This is a genomic window from Rhizobium sp. BK456, from assembly GCF_014194045.1.
GTDB lineage: Bacteria > Pseudomonadota > Alphaproteobacteria > Rhizobiales > Rhizobiaceae > Rhizobium > Rhizobium redzepovicii.
Window position 1 is genome coordinate 625,850 of record NZ_JACIAO010000001.1, and the last position, 18,864, is coordinate 644,713.

22 protein-coding genes are annotated in these 18,864 nt (G+C 57.5%); 3 read left to right on the forward strand and 19 right to left on the reverse strand.

All coding sequences use genetic code 11. From position 1 onward, the window contains the following. Position 1 precedes the first annotated feature (1 nt). From FHX03_RS03395 to rfbA, 16 genes are all read right to left on the reverse strand, one after another. On the reverse strand, positions 2-916 hold the full coding sequence (locus tag FHX03_RS03395) for a TIGR04325 family methyltransferase (RefSeq protein WP_097623948.1): 915 nt from the start codon (positions 914-916) through the stop codon (positions 2-4). Continuing rightward, the gene (locus FHX03_RS03400; protein WP_183852591.1) at positions 913-1,779 is read right to left on the reverse strand and encodes a hypothetical protein; all 867 of its coding nucleotides are present in this window, start codon (positions 1,777-1,779) and stop codon (positions 913-915) included. The genes FHX03_RS03395 and FHX03_RS03400 overlap by 4 nt, the downstream gene beginning before the upstream one ends. Beyond that, on the reverse strand, positions 1,764-2,396 hold the full coding sequence (locus FHX03_RS03405) for a PIG-L deacetylase family protein (RefSeq protein ID WP_003556714.1): 633 nt from the start codon (positions 2,394-2,396) through the stop codon (positions 1,764-1,766). Before FHX03_RS03405 ends, FHX03_RS03400 begins: the two co-directional genes overlap by 16 nt. Further along, positions 2,393-3,094 (reverse strand): WbqC family protein, encoded by a 702-nt coding sequence (locus FHX03_RS03410; RefSeq protein ID WP_097623947.1) that lies wholly within the window; start codon positions 3,092-3,094, stop codon positions 2,393-2,395. Before FHX03_RS03410 ends, FHX03_RS03405 begins: the two co-directional genes overlap by 4 nt. Beyond that, a complete protein-coding gene (locus tag FHX03_RS03415) occupies positions 3,091-4,056 on the reverse strand; it encodes a PseG/SpsG family protein (protein WP_097623946.1) in 966 nt (321 codons plus the stop codon). The genes FHX03_RS03410 and FHX03_RS03415 overlap by 4 nt, the downstream gene beginning before the upstream one ends. After that, positions 4,038-4,715, reverse strand: a complete 678-nt coding sequence (locus FHX03_RS03420) for a cytidylyltransferase domain-containing protein (protein ID WP_097623945.1) — start codon at positions 4,713-4,715, stop codon at positions 4,038-4,040. Before FHX03_RS03420 ends, FHX03_RS03415 begins: the two co-directional genes overlap by 19 nt. Further along, positions 4,712-5,728: an N-acetylneuraminate synthase family protein gene (locus tag FHX03_RS03425; protein WP_097623944.1), complete on the reverse strand. Its 1,017-nt coding sequence runs from the start codon at positions 5,726-5,728 to the stop codon at positions 4,712-4,714. The genes FHX03_RS03420 and FHX03_RS03425 overlap by 4 nt, the downstream gene beginning before the upstream one ends. Positions 5,729-5,811: 83 nt before the next feature. Continuing rightward, positions 5,812-6,882, reverse strand: a complete 1,071-nt coding sequence (locus tag FHX03_RS03430) for a radical SAM/SPASM domain-containing protein (protein ID WP_097623943.1) — start codon at positions 6,880-6,882, stop codon at positions 5,812-5,814. Between the two features lies 1 nt (position 6,883). Further along, on the reverse strand, positions 6,884-7,729 hold the full coding sequence (locus tag FHX03_RS03435) for an NAD-dependent epimerase/dehydratase family protein (RefSeq protein ID WP_097623942.1): 846 nt from the start codon (positions 7,727-7,729) through the stop codon (positions 6,884-6,886). After that, positions 7,722-8,435, reverse strand: a complete 714-nt coding sequence (locus FHX03_RS03440; protein ID WP_097623941.1) for a nucleotidyltransferase family protein — start codon at positions 8,433-8,435, stop codon at positions 7,722-7,724. The genes FHX03_RS03435 and FHX03_RS03440 overlap by 8 nt, the downstream gene beginning before the upstream one ends. Then, entirely contained in the window at positions 8,428-9,408 is a 981-nt protein-coding gene (locus FHX03_RS03445; RefSeq protein ID WP_097623940.1) for an NAD-dependent 4,6-dehydratase LegB, read from the reverse strand. The genes FHX03_RS03440 and FHX03_RS03445 overlap by 8 nt, the downstream gene beginning before the upstream one ends. After that, positions 9,405-10,724: an ABC transporter ATP-binding protein gene (locus FHX03_RS03450; RefSeq protein WP_097623939.1), complete on the reverse strand. Its 1,320-nt coding sequence runs from the start codon at positions 10,722-10,724 to the stop codon at positions 9,405-9,407. Before FHX03_RS03450 ends, FHX03_RS03445 begins: the two co-directional genes overlap by 4 nt. Further along, complete coding sequence (locus FHX03_RS03455) at positions 10,724-11,602, reverse strand: ABC transporter permease (RefSeq protein ID WP_012556661.1); 879 nt, start codon at positions 11,600-11,602, stop codon at positions 10,724-10,726. The genes FHX03_RS03450 and FHX03_RS03455 overlap by 1 nt, the downstream gene beginning before the upstream one ends. After that, a complete protein-coding gene (locus tag FHX03_RS03460; RefSeq protein ID WP_097623938.1) occupies positions 11,599-12,705 on the reverse strand; it encodes a DegT/DnrJ/EryC1/StrS family aminotransferase in 1,107 nt (368 codons plus the stop codon). Before FHX03_RS03460 ends, FHX03_RS03455 begins: the two co-directional genes overlap by 4 nt. A gap of 1 nt (position 12,706) precedes the next feature. Next, the gene (locus tag FHX03_RS03465; RefSeq protein ID WP_012556659.1) at positions 12,707-13,081 is read right to left on the reverse strand and encodes a sugar 3,4-ketoisomerase; all 375 of its coding nucleotides are present in this window, start codon (positions 13,079-13,081) and stop codon (positions 12,707-12,709) included. 24 nt (positions 13,082-13,105) lie between these two features. Continuing rightward, positions 13,106-14,017, reverse strand: coding sequence for a glucose-1-phosphate thymidylyltransferase RfbA (rfbA, locus tag FHX03_RS03470; protein WP_183852593.1), 912 nt, complete (start codon positions 14,015-14,017; stop codon positions 13,106-13,108). A 251-nt stretch (positions 14,018-14,268) separates the two neighbouring features. Between rfbA and FHX03_RS03475 the strand changes: the two genes are divergently transcribed. Then, the gene (locus FHX03_RS03475; RefSeq protein WP_097623936.1) at positions 14,269-15,057 is read left to right on the forward strand and encodes a glycosyltransferase family 2 protein; all 789 of its coding nucleotides are present in this window, start codon (positions 14,269-14,271) and stop codon (positions 15,055-15,057) included. A gap of 42 nt (positions 15,058-15,099) precedes the next feature. On the opposite strand, the gene FHX03_RS03480 is transcribed toward FHX03_RS03475, so the two are convergent. From FHX03_RS03480 to FHX03_RS03490, 3 genes are read right to left on the reverse strand one after another with little or no spacing between them, the layout of a single operon-like run. Beyond that, complete coding sequence (locus FHX03_RS03480; protein WP_183852595.1) at positions 15,100-15,903, reverse strand: anti-sigma factor family protein; 804 nt, start codon at positions 15,901-15,903, stop codon at positions 15,100-15,102. Then, positions 15,900-16,505, reverse strand: coding sequence for an RNA polymerase sigma factor (locus FHX03_RS03485; protein WP_097623934.1), 606 nt, complete (start codon positions 16,503-16,505; stop codon positions 15,900-15,902). Before FHX03_RS03485 ends, FHX03_RS03480 begins: the two co-directional genes overlap by 4 nt. 48 nt (positions 16,506-16,553) lie before the next feature. Next, the gene (locus FHX03_RS03490) at positions 16,554-17,090 is read right to left on the reverse strand and encodes a tetratricopeptide repeat protein (protein WP_097623933.1); all 537 of its coding nucleotides are present in this window, start codon (positions 17,088-17,090) and stop codon (positions 16,554-16,556) included. A gap of 169 nt (positions 17,091-17,259) precedes the next feature. Between FHX03_RS03490 and FHX03_RS03495 the strand changes: the two genes are divergently transcribed. Beyond that, complete coding sequence (locus FHX03_RS03495) at positions 17,260-18,312, forward strand: type III polyketide synthase (RefSeq protein ID WP_097623932.1); 1,053 nt, start codon at positions 17,260-17,262, stop codon at positions 18,310-18,312. Then, entirely contained in the window at positions 18,309-18,812 is a 504-nt protein-coding gene (locus tag FHX03_RS03500; RefSeq protein ID WP_097623931.1) for an isoprenylcysteine carboxyl methyltransferase family protein, read from the forward strand. The genes FHX03_RS03495 and FHX03_RS03500 overlap by 4 nt, the downstream gene beginning before the upstream one ends. Positions 18,813-18,864 lie beyond the last annotated feature (52 nt).

Below are 18,864 nucleotides of genomic sequence, written 5' to 3' on the forward strand. Positions count from 1 at the left end.
GCTAGCTTTCCAGCTTCTCGAGAAACCAGCCAACATACGGCCATTCGTGCTGCTGAGGCGCTGGTGTAACGCCAATGCCCCAACGCTTCAGTTCTTGCAAGGGCGGCGGCGTCACTGAGCCAAATGTCCCGGCCGGCTGGAAACGATCCAGCACCTCATATCCATGCCTGGCAAAGCCGTCCTGCATTTCATCCGCGTTCAAGAACCATACCGGGTAGCTCGCGCTGTAGATCCACGCGGGCACATGCTGCACGAAAGGTGTGGCTGCGATATCGAACTGCGCTGCTGTCCTGTCAATCAGTATGAACTTGACGCCCTTCGACAGAAGATTTTCAAGATATTCAAGAGGGTATTCAAGATATTGGAGAACGCCGGACAGCAGAACGACATTGGGCTTCACCCGATCAATCGCCTCATCCAGACTGTCGGAAAAGCTCAACCGCGCATCTTCAAATTCCGTTCGGCCCGCGATCACAAAATGCGGCTGCTCGACGACGCACCATTTCAGTTCCGCAAGATGCGCCAATGCCGAGCGGTGCTGAAAATAAGAACTTCCCAACGCGCCCCCAAAATCGACCACCCTCAAATGAAGATCAGACCGGGATGCAACATAAAGAAGCCAGGCAAGCAGGGGGTGCGAATAGCTTCTTTCCGTGAAAACGACCGTGTCTCGCTCATATTCGGCACGACCCTGAACAACTGCACGTGTCGCTTCAACAACTTTGGCAAGAATAGCCGGCGCGTCATATCCATCTGCAGCAGCCAGTGCCGAGCGCCAATCGTTGTGAGGCCCGTCGAAAACGACGTTGTGACGCCGAAATTCGCTCAAAACGTCCTGTTCGCGGGCTTGCGGCGATTCCCGCGTGACCTCAAGCAAACAATGAATTCCCGGGAGCGAAAAATTAATCTGCCTCATTCTTCAAACCAAGCTTCGAAAGGCCGTCGGTCAAATTCGTCCAGCGCCCCACCGGGTGTAGAATTGACGATACAGATGCCATTCGCTTTCGCTATGTTTGCGATGGCTCGATATTGTCGCCACAGCCGCGCCAGCGTTTGAAAGTCATCGTGACGGTTCGTTCTCAAGGTGCCGTCCGCATTCGCGGTGCTATCCATGCCCTTTTGGACCTTGAGGTCGAACGCATATTGGTAGCTCGATGACAGGAAATGATCATGGTCGACGCCGAGCAGAATGATCTCCTTGAAACCCAGGTACATCGCTATCATCAGGGCCATCACCGGCACCGACTCGACACGCGGCACCGGTCGAGAAATATCGACGATTTCGTCCGATCGCTTATCGTCGAAGCTTTCGCCCAGCAGCAGATAGCGAACCGTTCGCCCTACAAACAGATTGTGTTTCCGCACGAGTTCCGCTTCCGTGGAGCTGAGGAACAGTTCCGCAGCTCCCAGATGTGAGTGCATCTCCTCAAACCAGCGGATCACGTCCTCGGATGTCATTAATCCATAGGTAATCTGCGGAACACAATGATAACGAGATTGGAACTTGTCAAAATCGGAATGCAGGTAGCCGTTGGAAACGGTGATAACGTTTTGGCCTTGAAGCCGCGACAGATCCAAGCCCTTGACGCTCGGGCCATTTCCTAAGATGAAACAGCGTTGGCCGGCGTGCAGACCGGCAAGCTGTCGATTTCCTGCCAGGGATCTCGCAACATCAGCAGAGATTTTGTGACGACTACTTAGCCTGCGCCTTAACTCATGCACACCATAGGGAAGCAGCATGGAGCCAAAGGTCAAAACCTTTCTCAGGGCTGCAGCCACTTCACCACCTCAAACACTTCGGCATATTTTACACCGATGCGCTGGCCGGCGTTTTCCGCTTCATTGCGGAAGAAGCTCACCCATTTCCGCCCTGTACGCTCCATCTCGGATTCATGGGCAAGGATCGCCTTTTCCTTCTGGTCCCAGTGGGAGGTAATATCGACGTAGAAATTCCCCCGGAAATCGACCGTCGAGTGATACCAGTTGCTGCGGTACATCAGTAGGCGCGGCACATGGCGGCAGCTATGCAGCGAGGCGCGCGACAAGGCCAGATGGTCATGGTGGATATCTCCGACCCAGTGGGTGTAGACCATGTCGATCTTCAGATCCTGCACCAGCTTGAGGATCTCGATATTCAGCGGATCGACGAATTCGATCTGGAGCGTTTTGAACTCGCCGCAAAACATCTTGTGGACGCCGAGAATTTCCATCGCAGCATCCGCTTCCGCCCTGGCGACCTGGCTGCTGCGCACGGACTGATCATATTGGTTGGAAAAGCCGGATACGGTTGCAACATAGACATAAACCGTGTCGCCGTTTGCCGCATGGCGTGCCAGTGCACCGCCACAGCCGAGCTCCACGTCGTCAAAATGGGCACCGATCGCGAGAATATTCATTTGCAACTCCAGAGCAGGTCACGCGTGCCTGCAATACCACAATTCAGCAGTGTGTCGAGGATGCTGAGATAGGGCATGAACTCGCCGAAAGGCTGCGGGTATACGGGATGGACGAAATGTTGCCATTCGATCTCGACCCCCGCTGCCTCGAACACCTCAGGCCGCATGTAGTCGCGCGCGCCCAGGCCTGAGAGGTAACGCGTTGCTCCGACTTTGCGCAGCAGTTCGACGAGCAACTCATTCTTATGCCCCTTGGGGCTTAAAGTGCTCGACCGCACCGTCGGCATGGTGATCTCAAGCATCTCCAGAATGCCTTCGAGGAAATGCATGTTGAAATCGGCCAACAGCTCGAACCGCTGGCCGTAGAGGGCCTCGATACAGGGAAAGACTTCGCTCCAGCCCCCGGACTTGCGATAATTTTCGCGAAGCAGGGAAAGGTTCTGATCGATCCATCCGGTGCCCGGCGCCAGTTCCACCTCGTTAATCGGAGTGCCGAGACTCGGCTTTTTGATTCCGACGGTGAGCCACCGGTCACCTTGCGCGGTCTTGATCTTATCGCGGTGCGTCCAGCTTTTGCTTGTGCCATGGACGAACTGGACGTGATCCAGAACGATATAGAGGTCAGCGTTCAGGAAACGCTGAAAAAAGCCGAGATATGAAGCGAAGTCCGGCTGATGAATAACCGCCGTGATGGTCATGCAGCCAATCTTTCCAGCAAATCGGCAACACGCCCTACGCCGCCGAGGTCGACCCTGGTCATGGCAGTCTCGCTCATGCTCCTGATGGGAAGCGCCTCTTCCAGGATGCCCAGATCGAATGCCGAGTGATGTCCGGCAAAGAACGCGGCCCCCAATCCTTCCAGAGCACGGCCGACCGGGATTTCGAAAGCCTCGTTGGCGATCACCACGCACGGCAGGCCGGCCGCACAGGCTTCGAAGGGCGTAACGCCACCGCCGGTAATCGCCAGATCGTGCCCATACATCTCTGCCGCAAGCGACGGCACCTGGTTCAACAGCTTGAACCGATCCGGCTCTGCGGTCGAGACGACTTCTTCAAGCTCCGCCATATGCTGGAAGCTCGGGCCCGTGACGATGGTGACTGGAAAAGGCTTGCCGCTCAGCCATTTGGCGACGCGCACCGTCACTCCGTAGGTATCGGCGCCTCCGAGCGTGACGAGTATCGATGCAAGGCTTTGCCGAACTCTGCGATACCTGGCGATTTCAGGATTGAGTATCATGTACTCCACCCCCAGCCGAACATCCTCGCCCTTCAGATCCTCCGTCTTTTCGAAAAGGAGCGCGCAGATATTCATGTCGGCAAGTTCTGCGCCATTGCCGCGATCATCAAAAGTCACGAGCTTGGCGCCCAAACGCTTGATCGTTTCGCTGTGAGGTCTTCTCGTATTGAGGCGGTCGTTGATCCAGATCGGGGAAGGAACGGCGGGGTCGACGAAAGCCTCTTCCCATCCCGTGACGGCGGCGAGATCGTAGAGCGCGACATCAAAGCCGCGCTCCCGAATGATTCTCAGCGAATTCGGATGATTATTCGCCAGGAAACGGACCGAATACCCGCGCGAACGCAGTTCGGTGGCGAGCGTCAACGACCGAAACAAATGCCCCATGCCGCGGGCATGCGAACTCTCTATGCAGAGGACGAACATAGTCTGATCGCTTCCTCTGTCCCAAGCCAGGTCCCACCCGCCTGGGCGGCGAGCGCACAGGCACGTCGCCAGTCTTCCTCGGTATCCACCGTCAGACGCAGGTTCGGAGCGACTTTGGCCGGCGGAATATCGAGCTGACCGAGCTTGAAGAGCTCGGGCCGATCGGTGAAGTATTCGTTCACATGTTCGCGATGGTGCGGCAGTTTCCCGTCGCGATGACTGCGCGACAAGGCTTCGAATGTAAATATCTCGGCGCCGACACCGATGGGCAGTTGTCCGAACGCGTGCGTGTAGTCAAACCCGTGCTTTTGGTGCAGGGCGATCAGCCTCTCCAGCTCCTCGATATCAGTGAACGGATTATCGGCGGTCAATCGCACGATATCCGACATCCCAAGCGATCTTGCACATTGGAAATAACGATCGAGAACATCGGCTTCGTCGCCGCGAAAGCAGCTTACGCCGTGCTCGAGGCACCAAGCTTCGACAATGTCGTTCTCGCCGGCCGATGATGTCGCGACGACGATCTTGGCCGGCCGCTTCAACATCTGAAGCCTGCCAAGGACATGTGCGAGAAGGGGCTTGCCGGCAATGTCGCGAAGGACTTTTCCCGGTAGCCGCGTCGATCCCATCCGCGCCTGGATGATGATTCCAAGCGTCACGCCAGATCGCTCCACTGGAGGACGGCGTCGCCTTCGAGATCTCTTAGCAGTCGTCGCCCAGTGAGAGTTTCCAAATGCTTAGGCTCGATTCCCGTCCCCGGTCGCTTAACCGAAATGTCGCCGGCGGAAATGACGTCACCGGCTTTGAGCCGTCTATTGAGAACGACGCTCTTGCGGTTGTTCAATCTGGTCGTCGCCTCACTTGCAGCCGGCTCTTTGCGACCGCTGCCTTTCATGATCTCGAATGCGCGTATCGCATCCACAAGCCATTTCATTTCCGCTGGATCAGCCGAAAGCATGTGATCGGGACCATCGGCGGCTTTGTCGTAGGTGAAATGCCGCTCGATGACCCGGGCGCCCATCGCGACCGCGCAAAGGCTCGCGACAGGGTTCAATGTATGGTCGGAATAGCCAACATCGAGATCCGGAAACGCCTTCATCATCGTTTGCATCGCACCCAGGTTCACATTTTCCGGATGCGTCGGATAGCTTGTGATGGCGTGCAGCAGGATGAGCTTGTCGTTGCCGGCTTCCTTGATGGCTGCGACGGATTCCCGAACTTCTTCGAGCGTCGACATGCCCGTCGACAGGATGATCGGCTTGCCCGTTCTTGCAAGATAGCGGAGAAAGGGGATGTTGACCGCATCGTCCGAACCCACCTTGTGGGCCCCAACACCGCATCTCTCCAGCAGGTCGACATCCGTCTCATGCGAGGGAGACGAAAACCAGTCCAGGGCTTGCTCCTCGGCATAGCGGAAAACCGCTTCGTGAAGCTCGTGACCGATTTCATATTTACGGAAAAGCTCGAATTGCGAGGTAACGCCGGTGTTTTCCATGTCGAACATGGCATTCCGGCTCGACAATGTTTCGGCCCGATAGGTCTGAAGCTTGACGGCATCCACGCCTGACGCCTTTGCCTCGTCGATCAGGCGCTTTGCCTGATCGAACGTCGTAAAGTTGCCGCCGATCTCGGCTATGATATAGCAGCGATCGGGCCGGTAGTTGCGGAACATTCGTCACTCCCTGTAATTCACGACCGGCAAGCTGCCTTGCGCGCTGATGGCATGCCCTAGGAGTATGCGCACATTGCGGTCGATTATCGCCCGATTTCCTGGTTCCGGTCGACGTAATTCCGGACAATGACCTGCCTGCCGCAAATCTGTGCGGTTTCGTCGTTGGTCTCTCTCGGCAGGTAGCACCTGCGGCAGACCTCGCTCTTCAGGAAGCCCTGCGGTTCCTTGTGCAGAGCCCGGACGGCGTTCATTTTTTCCCCGTGCCATATCTGGTGCACGGTTTCGGTGTTCGCATTGCCGATAACCTCGCGGTTCTCCTCATCGTTCGAGCACTTCATCACCAAGCCGTCGGCACCGATCACCAAACGCTGGTATTGCTGCGGGCAGGTGAAGTTGTCGAGATAGGCGATGTCTGAATCGTTGCCGAGGTAGTCGATCAGCGGATTGAAGGCGACGAGATCCACGTGCGGCGCGAAAGTGTCGTAATAGAGATCGGGGTTTTCCCGGATCGCCGGCCAGATGCCCTGCACCTTGATGACAGGACGGTGGAGACCGCGCTCGTCCTTGTATTTCTTTATGTCTTTGATCTTGTCGAGCAGGGCTTGGAACTTGATCGGCTTGCGTATCTTCTCATAGGTCTCACCGGTGCCATCGATCGAAACGGTAATCCAGTCGATGCCGGCATCGACGAGCTGGGCGAAATAGTCTCTGTTGAGCTTGAAGCCGTGCGTGAGGGTCGAGACTTCTTTGATGCCGTGATCCTTGGCATAGCGTACGCAATCGGCGAAGCGCTTGTGCAGCGTGGCTTCGCCGCGCAGCGACAGACGGATCGCAGGAACCTTGCCGCCGATCTCATCGATGATGCGGCAGTAGAGGTCCCAGTCCATCCGAGTGGTGTTGACGCTCTTCTTGAACTCATCGCTGATCGTATAGCACATCGGGCAGCGCAGGTTGCAGATCGACGCCAGCTCGAGATCGACCAGCAGCGGATAATCCGAAACCTGCTGGTTCAGGGCATATTCCGACCACTTGCGACGGTAATCTGCGTATTCGGCTTCCCAACCCTCGCCACGGTATCTGTCGAACGCGGCTTCGCGCTCGTCCGTGTCCATCGAGTAGTTGCCTTTGTTGATCGGAACGTAACGCTCGTTCAATTTAAGACTCCTTCATCAGTTCGCGGATGCCGGCGGGCAGATCCCATTCTGGCCGCCATCCAAGAACAGCGCGAGCCCTTGTAATATCGGCCCGCACGTCAGGTATTTCATTCCGCCGAACGGCGCAAGATGACACTACAGGTAGAGCAGTGCCGGCGGCTTCTTGCAAGATATCGATGATTTCCTGCACCGAATACGACCTGCCGGAGCCGATATTGATGCAGTGGTAACCTTCCGGCACGCCCATGGCCTTGGCAAAGGCGCTCAGGACATCGTCAACGAAGACATAATCACGCCGCGGACTGAGGTCCATGACCTGTATGTCCTGCTTCGCCCGTATCCGGTTCAGAAGTGTCGGTATCAGGAACTCCGGGCGCTGCCCAGCCCCATATATATTGAAAAGCCGCAATACCACGACCGGTATTTGCTCGTGTGTGGCAGCAAACTCACAAAGTTGTTCGGCAAGATGCTTGGACAACGCGTAGGGGTTATTCGGCCTGACCGGATCGCTTTCCTGGATCGGCAGTCGCTCCGGCACTCCGTAGACATAGGCGCTTGCGAATACGAGCTTGGCCTTGTGCCGCTTGCACCAGTTCAGAGCATGCTGCGTACCGAGAACATTGGCGGCCATGAAACTCGGGCCTTGCGACCAGCTATCCGGGACAAACGTCCGGCCGGCAAGATGAAACAGCGTGCCGGCTGCGGGAAGTTCCTGCCAGATTCCCTCTTCGCTTATATCACCATGCGTTCGGTCAACCGCAAGCACGTCGACACCGGCCTTTTTAAGCCTCTCAACCAGACGCTTCCCGAGAAAGCCGCCAGCACCGGTGACGATTGCATCAACCATTCAAGAACCTGGATTGCATGGTTTCGAACTGCTCGATCGCCAGTGCATAATCGTCGGGCCGTCCGATATCGAGCCAATAGCCTGGAAAATCTCGAACCGTTGCCGGTTTTCCGGCCGCAAGAAGATCAAGCATCAGTTGGTCAAAACCGTAGGCGCCCCGTTGTGGTATGTGCTCGACCGCCCCCGAAGACACCATGTAGACGCCCATGCTGACTTTGTACTCAGCCGTCGGCTTTTCCCGGAACCCCGTCAGCAGCCCCGCCTCGCTGGTGTCCAGAACGCCGTAGTCTATCCGATGCTCCCGTGTCTTTGACGAGATGGTGAATATATTCCCCTCCCGGACGTGAGCGTCATGAAAATCGGCATAGTTCAGGTCCGTCAGGATGTCTCCGTTCATCACCAAAAAATTCTCAGGCAGATCCTTGATCAATCGTAGCGGACCCATGGTGCCGAGCGGCTGATCTTCGAGCGAATAATCGATGCGCACACCCCATTTGTCGCCATCCTGGAAAAAGGCTTTGATCAGTTCAGCCTGATGGTTGACGGCAAGCGTTATATGCTGAAACCCGCCTGATATCAGCTGGCGAATGATGACCTCTAGAATGGGATAATCGCCGATCGGCATCAGCGGCTTTGGGAGCACGACGGTATAGGGCCGCAGCCGCGTTCCCATCCCTCCCGCCAGAATGACTGCACGCCTAGACATTGAAGATATCCGCCTTATATCGTGCCAGATTGTCAGGCTGACGCAGCCATTCAATCGTCGCCTGGAGCCCGTCTTTCAAGCTGTAGCGCGGCGAAAATCCCGTCAGAGACTTGATCAGGCTGTTATCACAGCACAGGCGTTCCACTTCGCTGTTTGCGGGACGCAAACGCTGTTCATCGCATTCAATCTCGATGTTGACGCCGATGATATCGGCGATCAGCCGAACGGTATCGCCGATCGATATCTCGCCGCCCGAGCCGATATTTACCGTCTGTCCGATGGCTTCGTCGCAGGCCGCGAGCGCCAGAAAGCCGTCGCATGTATCCTGCACGAAATTGAAATCCCGGGTGGGCGAGAGCGCACCAAGTTTCAGCGTCGTTCGTCCACTCAGAAGCTGCGAAATCACGGTTGGAATAACCGCCCTTGCAGATTGTCTCGGGCCGTAGGTGTTGAACGGCCGTGCGATCGTCACCGGCAGATCGAAGCTCGAATGATAGCTGTAGGCGATCGCATCGGCGCCGATTTTGGACGCCGAATAGGGCGACTGCGCCTGCAGGGGATGGCTTTCGCTGATGGGCACAAAACGTGCGGTCCCATAAACTTCGCTCGTCGAGGTCTGGATCACTCTTCCGACACCGGCGTCGAGAGCGCCTTGAAGGACGTTCAGCGTCCCATGCACATTGGTATCGATGTAGCTTGAGGGAGCCTGATAGGAATAGGGAATCGCAATCAGAGCGGCGAGATGAAAGATCGTGTCGACACCTTTGGCGACAGAGCGCATCTGAGCGGGATCACGGACGTCTCCGAGGATCACCTCGAACTTGCCGCGGTATTCGGACTGATCGAGCCAGCCCCAGCTGGAAAATGAGTTGTACTGGCAGAGGGCGCGGACTTCCACACCCGATCTCACCAGCGTCTCGACAAGATGAGAGCCGATGAACCCATCTGCTCCGGTGACAAGCGCCTTCTTCATTTCAAAACACCTTCAGAATCGCGGTGGAAGACCTTTTCAACCTCCCAAGGCAACTGTATCGCCGAAATCGACGGCTTCCGCTGTTGACCAAGCATCTGGATAATTCCGACATTATCCTCCACGTCAAACCGAATACCTTCGGCGACGGAATATATCGAGAACCGGCTCGATATGCCCAGTCGGAGGTAGAAGGTGCCGGTATTGAGAAGATATCCCGGAAATTTTACCCGAGCGCGATAATAACCGGCTGGCCGGGTATCCAAGCGCCCGACGTCGAGCTCAGGATCGGAAAGGCTGACAAGCGTGGTATAGCCGTCCTCCATCATGATCTGCATCCCGACCGAGAGACCGGAAAGAGGCTCCCTCAGCTCGTACTCGACCTCGACGGAAAATCCCTTCGACAGTTCCAGTGTTCCCGAAGCCTCGTCCTTCTCATTCAACACTGCGACACGGCATATAACCGCCTTGCCTTCGACGTCCTCGGGATTGACCGAGTAACTTGCGGTGCCGCCGAATTCCGGGCGATCGAGATAGGCCTTTATCACATCTGCCGTATCGCCCATCGCAGCGACTTTGCCATCGGCCATCAGAATCGATTTCGGGCAGATGCTGCTGATCGCCGTCATATTGTGGCTGACGAAGATAATCGTTCGACCGGCCTTCGTGACCTCCTGCATGCGCCCCATGCATTTGTTCTGGAAGTTGACGTCGCCGACGGCCAATACCTCGTCGACCAGGAGTATTTCCGGCTCGAGATGCGCCGCGACGGCGAAGGCCAGACGCACATACATGCCGGACGAATATCGCTTCACCGGCGTGTCGATAAATTCGCCGATCTCCGCAAACTCGACGATTTCATCGAATTTCGACCTGACCTCGGCACGGCTCATCCCGAGGATGGCGCCATTGAGATAGACATTCTCCCGACCGGTGAGTTCCGGATGAAACCCGGTGCCGACCTCAAGCAGGCTCGCAATTCTGCCCCGTATTCCAATGAAGCCCGAATTGGGCATGGTGATACGCGACATCACCTTCAACAGTGTGGACTTTCCCGCCCCGTTCCTGCCGATAATCCCGACGATCTCGCCCTGTCCGACTTCGAAAGAGACATCATCCAGCGCATGGAAGATGTCTCCCTTCAGCCGCGACTGTGCGCCGCGGTCGGACGTATGGTCGGATACCGAAACGTTCGGATCCGGAAGGTTGCGCCACTTCGCCCACCAGCTCTGAAGGTCGCGATAGAGGGTGCCGTGATTGATCACGCCAAGACGATAGAGTTTGCTGACGTGCTCCGCTCGAATAACGATGTCGTTCATCAGACGGTATCCATCGCATTGGCTTCCGCCCGCGAAAAAAGTGCCAGCCCGAACAGGGTGATTGCGATCGTCACTGCAAAATTGGCGAGGCAAAGACCAATGGGCAAGGCGGGAGCGTCGAATAGCGCCCAGCGGAAGGTTTGAACCGGCGTCGTCATTGGATTGAGGTAATAGAACCAATGATACCGTTCAGGGATCTGGCTGAAGGGGTACACGATCGGCGTGCCATACATCCAGAGTTGCGTCATGAACCCGACTGCGTAAACAAGATCGCGGAAACGGACCGTTAGCGCCGAAACGACAAGCCCGGCACCAATGCCCAGCACGGCGATATAGAGTAGCACCAGCGGCGTCAGCAACAGGAACCAATAGTTCAGGGCCAGATCTGGATTGGCAATTTTGAGGCCAATGGAAACCGTCAACAACAGCAGGAACTGGATCGCAAAAGCGACAAGGCCGCTCATCGCAACGGATAGCGGCACCACAAGTCTCGGAAAGTAAACCTTTCCGAACAGATTGGCGTTCTTCGAGAAGACCTCGGAGTTATTAGTCAAACAGGCAGCAAAGTAGCTCCAGATAATCGTGCCCGACATGTAAAACAGGAAGGGCGGAAGGCCATCGGTGGAAAGATTGGCGATTTTGCCGAACACGACATAATAGGTCATCGCCGTCAGCGACGGTTGGATGATATACCAGACCGGCCCGAGAATGGTCTGTTTGTAAAATGTGGTGAAATCCCGCTTGAAAAACATCCAGACGAGATCGCGATATTGCCAGACAAGGCCGAGATCCGGCGTATTTCCCTTGGAAGGCTTGATAACGATATCCCAATCGTCATCGGCACGTGCCGAGGCTGGTCCTTTCAGGTGCTCTGTCATGCCGCCAACTTCAGCTTTTCTGGCAGCGCCGCAAGAAGGCTGCAGACACGCTCTATCTCATCGCCGCTATGCCCGGCGGAAATAGGCAGGCTGAGCTCAGTGGCATGCAGCTCATCGGCGATGGGATAATCGCCGGAAAGAATGCCTTGCATTGCCTTCTGCCTATGCGGCGCGATCGGATAATGTATCTCGGTCTTGACTCCGTTATCGAGCAGCCACTGACGCAATTCGTCGCGGGCCGGGTGACGTATCCCGAAAATATGAAACACGTCATACTCGGCAGGTCGACGAAGCGGCTGTGCGAGCCATTTGGGCAGATTGGCAAAATAGATATCGGCCAGCGCCCGCTTATGTTCAGTGACCTGACCGAGGGAACGCAGTTTGACCCGCAGGAATGCCGCCTGCATCTCATCAAGCCTGGAATTTACACCGATATAGACGTTCTCATATTTCTTCTTCGAACCGTAGTTGCGCATGTGTCTCAAGCGATCTGCAAATTCGTCATCATCCGTGACGATCGCGCCCGCATCTCCGAGAGCTCCCAGATTCTTGGTCGGATAGAAGCTGAAGCAGCCGGCAATTCCGAAGGTGCCGGTCAGTTTGCCGTCATAGCGCGCGCCATGAGACTGCGCGCAATCCTCGATCACCCTCAGACCATGCTCGCTTGCAAACGCGGCGATCTCGGTCATCCGGCACGCTTTGCCGAAAAGATGCGTGACACAGATTGCCTGCGTGTGGCGAGTGAGCGCCGCAGGAAGGCGCTCCGGATCGATATTGAAGGTTTCGCGTTCGGGCTCCACCAGAACAGGTTTGTGGCCGGCGCGAAGAATTGCCAGAATAGTGGCTATATAGGTATTGGAGGCAACCATGATCTCGCTGCCTTTCGGCAGATCGAGCGCTTCGATTGAGAGGATCAACGCATCCAGACCATTGGCCACGCTGATGCAATGTTTGCTTTCCGCAAAGGCGGCGAATTCAGCTTCGAATGAGGAGACCTCATTGCCAAGTATGTACCACCCGGAACGAATGACACGGGAAGCAGCCGCCTCCAACTCTTCCATTAGCGCGCGGTTGGCCTGCGCAAGACTTTCATACTCAATCATCTCAGAGCCGCTCATAGGGGGTGTCGATGTAGTCGTCCTTATCATATCCGCGTGAGGCAAAAACGAGCAGGATCGAACCGGGACCGAAGGTCATTTCGTGCCAGTCCCTTGGCTCTACCAGCAGGCACTGGTCCGGTGACGACAAGGTGATCTCTTCCCGGGCCTTTCCATCGTCCATCAAAATCATCACGCTTCCCGAAAGCGCCACCAACGCCTGTCGAGTCTGGTGATGACGATGGCCACCGCGCGTGTATCCGTCGGCTCCATAGATCCAAAAGCTCCGGACGACCGGAAATGGCAGTATTCCGTCCATGACGGTCAGCGCGCCTCGTCCGTCGGACATCGTCTTTAACGTAAGCAGGGTAAAAGCAGACAAGATTGGTTTTCCAGTTTTGTCGGTTCAGCCGGTTGGGAAATGCGGAGCTGGCTCCCTCACCAGGCTGATGAGGTATCGACCGTAAGAGCTCTTTACAAGTGGAGCCGCCAGCCTTAGCAATTGCTCGGCATCTATGTATTCCAAATGAAAGGCGATTTCTTCGGGGCAGGCAATCTTCAGCCCCTGGCGCCGCTCGATGGTGGCAATGAATTGACTGGCTTCAAGGAGTGAATCGTGCGTGCCCGTATCAAGCCAGGCATGCCCTCTTCCCAGGACGGCAACATTCAGCCTGCCGGTCGACAAATAATGCCGATTGATGTCGGTAATTTCGGTTTCACCGCGCGGCGAGGGTTTCAAACCGGCAGCAATGTCAATCACGTCATTGTCGTAGAAATACAAACCCGTCACCGCGTAAGAAGAGCGGGGCCTGGATGGCTTTTCCTCCAAGGTGAGGACTTTCCCCTCACCGTCAAATTCTACCACCCCATACCGTTCGGGATCGTGGACTTTGTACGCGAAGATCGTCGCTTCGTCCGATCTCGCCGAAGCCGCGGATAAATCATGCGTCAGGAGGTTGCCGTAAAAGATATTGTCTCCGAGCACGAGGGCGGTTGCCTCTTGCCCGATGAATTCCCTGCCGATCGAGAATGCCTGAGGAATGCCTTCGGGCGCGGCCTGCACGGCATATTGAAGGTTCAACCCCCATTGGGCGCCGTCACCTAGCAGCTGTTCAAAGCGCGGCGTGTCCTGTGGCGTCGAGATAATCAGGATATCCCGGATACCTGCGAGCATCAGCGTTGACAGGGGATAATAGATCATCGGTTTGTCAAAAACCGGAAGAAGTTGCTTCGAAATGGCGAGGGTCGCGGGATGGAGCCGGGTACCCGAGCCCCCGGCGAGCAAGATGCCCTTGCGCAGCTTTTTCTTCGAAGACAAGAGACCTCCTGCAACTGGTAAATCCGCGCGCATTCACGAGGCTTCGTGATGACGTCGCTGTTCGACATTGCTCACTACAGATAGATCGATCGGCATGCAATGCACTTACCGAGACGGGAAGTAGCCCAATCTCTCATCAATCGAGCATTGATCCAGGATAATCTGCAGTACCGGATTGCGACGCCGCCTTTCCGTCTGCTACGGCTTGGCCAGATTTCGCCCCTTAGAATGTGAGCAAGACACCCTTCAAAATGGCTGCAGACACTGCCGATCCACGCCCTCCCCGGATAAGTCTCATCACCGTTTGCTGGAACGCAGAGCGGACCATTGCCGATACGTTGCGGTCCATCGACCAACAAACCTACCGCGATTTCGAGCACATCATCATTGACGGTGGCTCAAGCGATTCCACACTCGCCATCATTGCTTCGGCGCCGGCGGAGAACCGCCGCGTATTTTCGGGACGGGACGGAGGTATCTATGAGGCCATGAACAAGGGGATTGGCCTTGCGAGCGGCGAGATCATCGGCTTCCTGAACGCGGATGACACTTTCGAGAGCAGCGGCTCCCTCGAAACCGTGGCGGCCGCGCTGGACGATGAAGCCTATGACGGCTGCTATGGCGATCTCATTTATGTTTCCAACCAGCATCCCGATCGCACAGTCCGTTATTGGAAATCCTGTGCGTTTGAACCCGGTTTCTTTAGACGGGGCTGGTGTCCGCCGCATCCGACATTCTATGTTCGGCGTCGCATCTATGACCGGTTCGGGACGTTCGATCTGCGTTATCGGCTGGCAGCCGATGTCGAGCTTATGATGCGTTTTCTGGAAGTTGCGCGCATCAGGACCGTTTATATTCCCCGCGTATTGGTGAGGATGCGCTTGGGGGGCGCCACAAACAAGAACATTCAAAACATATCGCGTCAGAACAAGGAAGTGCTGCGTGCCCTTGCCGACCACGGCCTGGGGGTCTCGATCCTCACGTTCTGGGCATCGAAGCTTGTGAACCGTCTCGGTCAGTTCGTGAAACGAGATCGATAGCAGGATTTATCACGCCCGATTTCAGGCCGGGCCAATGGCAGGTCAGGCAGCCACCCTCCCCCGCACTCCATCGGCAATCGCCGCCATCCTGTCCGCCGCTGCATGGCCGATCAGCATGAAGGCGTGCGTTCCGTTCGACCAGTAGACGACGTTCATGCCCTTGCGGCTTTCGAGATCCGGCGCTTTGGGACCGGCATCGGAGCGGACGATGCAGAGCGCCATCGGGCCGGTTTCGGGGTCGAGATAGGCGATCTGGGCGAGCGGTTTGCCATCATATTGCAGCAGCAGAGCACGTTTGAAATCGATGCCCGGCAGCGAAACGGATTCGGGGGAGAGCGATAGGCCGAGCTTTTCGTCGAGGCCTGCGAGCTGGGTGGCCTGGTCGTCTCTTGCGGGCACGGGACCGGCAAGAGTCTCCGGTGTATAGAGCGAGATATAGTCGGCGACCACGGCGCGCCATTCGCTGTTTTCGTCCTTCGCTGAAACGCCTCTGCCGATGGCGAGGACGGCGCGGTCGATAGCGACGCCGGCGACAAGTGAGGCGGCAAGCGCGCCGAGGAAGCGGCGGCGGCTGGCGGATACAGGCGTGGCGCCGGGTTTGGCGCTCTCAGGCACTGGGATGGCGGCGAGCATCGTTTCCAGTTTCTCGCGTGGAGCCTGCGACAGCAGCGGCGCAAAGGCCTGCTCGAAGGGCAGGCTGGCGCGGGCCAGGAATTCCAGCCGCTCGGCGACAGCCTTGTCTTCGTTCACCAGACTTTCGATGCGCGCAGCTTCGTCAGCCGTCAGTTCACCGTCGATGAAGGCGGTCAGGTCCTCGTCGGAGGGAATGGTGCGTTTCGTATTCATTGCCGTCCCCCTTCCCGCTCGTCACTGGCGAGCTTGGCGCGGGCTGCCGCCAGCCGGCTCATCACGGTTCCGATCGGAATATCCAGTATGCTTGCAACCTCGCGATAGGAAAGCCCTTCGACATAGGCGAGGAACACCACTGTTCTCTGCGCCTCGGGCAGCGCATTCACCCGTTTCAGCACCTGACCCGCCATCACATGGGTTTCGGTGTCGTGGGCGCCGTCGAAGGTCAGAGCCTCCCCGGCATCGACGAAACCCTGGCCCTCACGCACCCGGCGGGAGCGGACCTCGTTCAGCCAGATCGAATGCAGGATCGAAAACAGCCAGCGGTCGAGCCGGGTGCCGGCGACGAACTGATCGGCGCGTTCCAGCGCGCGCAGGCAGGTCGCCTGCACCAGATCGTCGGCGACATCACGCTGATGCGAGAGAACGAGACCATAACGCCAGAGCCTTGCCAGATTTTCCGTCAGGCCGCTCTTGATATCCGCTGCGCTCGCGATAGCCGCCTCCGACGATCCTGCCTGCCTCGGAACCGCCGGACGAACCGGCGATTCCGTTCTCGCGCGACTATAGGCAGGAAACGAAGTGCGCGCGACCGACATTCTTACATCCCTCCCCCGTGGTTTCCCGTTCCCGCCCGGTGCCGGCAATCAGATCTTCGACGGATCGATGATGGCTGCGCTCAAGTCCTGATATTCCTCGCAGTCGGTGCCGCAGATCGACTTGATTGACTTCAACTGGTCCTTTGCCAGATCGAGCCTGCCCTTGATGACATAGGCTTCGCCGAGATATTCACGGACCTTGGCGTATTGCGGATCCATCTTCACAGACTTGAGATAATAGGAAATGCCTTCGTCGGTGCGGCCGAGCTTGCGGGTGGCGTAACCGCGATAATTCAGCACCTCGGCGGTGTTCTGGTCCTTGACCGTGTCGAGCATGGCAAGCGCCTCCTCATAGCGACCGCTCTTGGCCAGTGAATAGGCGTAGTCGGTGCGGTTCTCGTCAGAGACGTTGGCGCTCTGCTGCTTGACGCATTTCTTGCTCTTCTGGTCGTAGATCTCACCCTTCTTGCAGGTCGGCATCGTGCTGTTGTCATTGCCGGCTGCGAAGACCGGGCCCGAGAAAACGGAAGCGGCAAGGCAGCCGCCGAGAATGAGGGAAGCAATACGGATTGTCATGATCGTCATCGGAAAACTCCTCGAAAGTGACGTTGCGAGGAGAAAACACCGCTGCCCCGAGCTTTATTCGGCAGCCTCTCTATTTTCTTCATCACGGCTTCGTGAAGCCACCGAGGCCGAATAGATCGTCGAAACCGGGTGTTCTCAACGTTACGCCGGGAACGACAAGGAGAACTTAGTGACCGATACCGTAAAACTCGTCAGCCTCGCCGTCGCCGCACCCGAACATGTCATTTTCCAGAAAGAAGCGGTCGAAGCCTCCGGCCGGCTGTTTGCCGACCGTTTTGAGGATTTCCGCCATCTTGCCCGCGTCTTCGACAGCGCTGGCATTCAAAAGCGCCATGCGGCGCGACCGCTTGCCTGGTTCGACGAGCAGCATGGCTGGCAAGACCGGATGCAGGCCTATGCGGAGGTGGCAGCTGAGCTCTTTGTCGAAGCCGCCAGCTCAGCGCTTTCCCGGGCGGGGCTTGAAGCCGGCGATGTCGACTGTGTCGTGACGGTCTCGTCGACCGGTTTTACGACGCCGAGCCTCGATGCGCAGATGGCGCGCCGGATGGGCTTCAGGGCCGATATCGAGCGCGTGCCGGTGTTCGGGCTCGGCTGTGCGGCCGGTGTGTCGGGCTTTGCGATCGCCGCGCGGCTGGCGCGCAGCCGGCCGGGCGCCGTCGTGCTCTTCGTCTCGATCGAGCTCTGCACGCTTGCCTTCCGGCTTGACGAGCTGACGCGGCCGAACATCATTGCGACGGCGCTTTTCGGCGACGGTGCCGCCGCCTGCGTGCTGCGATCCGGCGAAGGCGGGCTGGCGGAGGTGGAATCGACTGGCGACCATCTCTTTCCCGACACACTCGACATCATGGGCTGGAAGATCGACGACGGCGGTTTCGGCATCGTGCTGGCGCAATCCCTGCCGCCTTTTGCCGAAAAGGAGCTGGGCCCGGCGGTGACCGCCATTCTGGCGCGAAGCGGACTGACACCTGCAGATATCGATCGCTTCATCTGCCATCCCGGCGGCACCAAAGTCCTGGCGGCGATGGAGAGCGCGCTTTCGCTGACGCCGGGCACGCTCGATCACGAGCGCGGCGTGCTTGCCGACTACGGCAATATGTCCTCGCCGACCATTCTATTCGTGCTGGAGCGGGCGATCCGCGCCGGATTGCCGGAGCGCTCCGCGATGATCGCCATGGGGCCGGGCTTTTCGGCGAGCTGCGTGACGCTTCGGAGGGTGGCATGATCTGGCCGTCGATCGCGCTCCTTGCCTTCGTGACGCTGCAGCGGTTTGGCGAACTCGTGCTAGCCCGGCGCAACACCGCCGCCCTTCTCGCCAGAGGCGCCAGGGAACTGGCGCCGGAACACTATCCGGCCATAGTGGCGCTGCACGCCGGCTGGATCATCGGCCTCTGGCTGCTGGCACCCGGCAGGCCGGTCGAGCTCTTCTGGTTTGCCGTCTTCATCGGGCTGCAGGCGCTGCGGCTTTGGGTTCTGGCGACGCTGAAAGACCGCTGGACGACGCGCATCATCATCCTGCCCGGCGCGCCGCTCGTCACATCCGGCCCCTATCGCTTCCTCCGGCATCCGAACTACGCGATCGTCGTCGGCGAGATCGCCGCCCTTCCTCTGGCGTTCGGTCTGCCCTTTTACGCAATCGGCTTTTCGCTTCTCAACGCCTGCATCCTCTATGTCCGCATGAAGGCCGAAAATGCCGCACTGAAAAGCGCAATGATTTTGAAATGAAGGCGATTTTTCGTTTGCCCGGCGGTATCGGCAGGGGCATTTTCACTGCGAT

Bases quoted from the DNA above. Each gene is read 5' to 3' on its own strand.
- FHX03_RS03395 (WP_097623948.1), bottom strand. From the start codon at position 916: ATGAGGCAGATTAATTTTTCGCTCCCGGGAATTCATTGTTTGCTTGAG.
- FHX03_RS03405 (WP_003556714.1), bottom strand. From the start codon at position 2,396: ATGAATATTCTCGCGATCGGTGCCCATTTTGACGACGTGGAGCTCGGC.
- FHX03_RS03410 (WP_097623947.1), bottom strand. From the start codon at position 3,094: ATGACCATCACGGCGGTTATTCATCAGCCGGACTTCGCTTCATATCTC.
- FHX03_RS03415 (WP_097623946.1), bottom strand. From the start codon at position 4,056: ATGTTCGTCCTCTGCATAGAGAGTTCGCATGCCCGCGGCATGGGGCAT.
- FHX03_RS03425 (WP_097623944.1), bottom strand. From the start codon at position 5,728: ATGTTCCGCAACTACCGGCCCGATCGCTGCTATATCATAGCCGAGATC.
- FHX03_RS03435 (WP_097623942.1), bottom strand. From the start codon at position 7,729: ATGGTTGATGCAATCGTCACCGGTGCTGGCGGCTTTCTCGGGAAGCGT.
- FHX03_RS03440 (WP_097623941.1), bottom strand. From the start codon at position 8,435: ATGTCTAGGCGTGCAGTCATTCTGGCGGGAGGGATGGGAACGCGGCTG.
- FHX03_RS03445 (WP_097623940.1), bottom strand. From the start codon at position 9,408: ATGAAGAAGGCGCTTGTCACCGGAGCAGATGGGTTCATCGGCTCTCAT.
- FHX03_RS03450 (WP_097623939.1), bottom strand. From the start codon at position 10,724: ATGAACGACATCGTTATTCGAGCGGAGCACGTCAGCAAACTCTATCGT.
- FHX03_RS03455 (WP_012556661.1), bottom strand. From the start codon at position 11,602: ATGACAGAGCACCTGAAAGGACCAGCCTCGGCACGTGCCGATGACGAT.
- FHX03_RS03460 (WP_097623938.1), bottom strand. From the start codon at position 12,705: ATGATTGAGTATGAAAGTCTTGCGCAGGCCAACCGCGCGCTAATGGAA.
- FHX03_RS03475 (WP_097623936.1), top strand. From the start codon at position 14,269: ATGGCTGCAGACACTGCCGATCCACGCCCTCCCCGGATAAGTCTCATC.
- FHX03_RS03480 (WP_183852595.1), bottom strand. From the start codon at position 15,903: ATGAATACGAAACGCACCATTCCCTCCGACGAGGACCTGACCGCCTTC.
- FHX03_RS03485 (WP_097623934.1), bottom strand. From the start codon at position 16,505: ATGTCGGTCGCGCGCACTTCGTTTCCTGCCTATAGTCGCGCGAGAACG.
- FHX03_RS03490 (WP_097623933.1), bottom strand. From the start codon at position 17,090: ATGACGATCATGACAATCCGTATTGCTTCCCTCATTCTCGGCGGCTGC.
- FHX03_RS03500 (WP_097623931.1), top strand. From the start codon at position 18,309: ATGATCTGGCCGTCGATCGCGCTCCTTGCCTTCGTGACGCTGCAGCGG.